This window comes from Herbivorax alkaliphila (assembly GCF_030848475.1).
GTDB lineage: Bacteria > Bacillota > Clostridia > Acetivibrionales > Acetivibrionaceae > Herbivorax.
Genome location: NZ_JAVDDS010000141.1, coordinates 1 through 1026, shown reverse-complemented (window position 1 = coordinate 1026; position 1026 = coordinate 1). Strand labels below are relative to the sequence as shown.

The window sequence follows — 1026 nt, the reverse complement described above, 5'->3', positions numbered from 1 at the left end:
ATAGAAGTGACAGGAACCACAAGTACAACAGTAACACTTAAGTGGGATCCTTCAACCGACAATGTGGGAGTGGCAGGATACAATATATATTTTGGCAATACAAAGATGAAAACTACTACTGACACAACAGCCACTGTGACAGAATTGTTGTCAGATCAAAAGTATATGTTCATTGTGACTGCATTTGATGAGGCAGGAAATGAGTCAGATGTAAGTGAATATATAGAGGCGACTACTTTAGAGGATTCTTTTGAATTGAAAACCTATGTATTGGGTGAACAGGCGTCATACGGAGATAGGGTATTTACAGTGGATAGTATAAGCGAAAAAAATGAAGACAATGAAATAATTATAACTGGCACAACTAATTTTGATGGGATAGGCTTTATTTTCGAAATTCATTCTGATTCCCCACACCAAAGACTTGTCGCACCAAGGATTTTTGAATCTGAAAATGAATTTTATGAATTTACTGCTATACTTCGCTCTTATAGGACTATTAATCCTGAGTATATTTTAGTTAAAATGCTAGACTCTGATTATAATGATGTTGTAGTTGCAAAATACACACTTGATGCTGAATTAAGCTCCATATCAATTAATGACAGAGAGTTGAATGGATTTGTCTGTGGCAAAAACAACTATACCTGTATATTGCCACCTGAAACATTTGAACCTGAAATTGATGTAGTTACCTATCATCCTGATGCGACAGTGGAAATAACTCAAGATTCTTCACTGCCTCGTACTGCAACAATTGAAGTCACAGCACCTGATGGGCAGACAAAGAAAACATACACTGTAGATATGTATCCACCTCAATATGCCGACCTTAGGCTTAATTACACATATGGAGAAACTGGAACAGGTGCATCAGGTAACTTTTCACGCAAATATACTGATATGACAGCATTAGCTCCTGGGTTTGAACTGGTATTTAGCAGAACATACAATTCAACAGACAATCGTATTGGACCTATGGGAAGAGGCTGGACTTTTGGATTTGAATCTAGCATAGTGGATTCT

1 protein-coding gene is annotated in these 1026 nt (G+C 37.0%); it reads left to right on the top strand.

All coding sequences use genetic code 11. The features are described 5' to 3' along the window. Positions 1–6 precede the first annotated feature (6 nt). Positions 7–1026: DUF6531 domain-containing protein (locus tag RBH29_RS17720; RefSeq protein ID WP_306698339.1), on the top strand; the 1020-nt coding region annotated here is incomplete at its 3' end.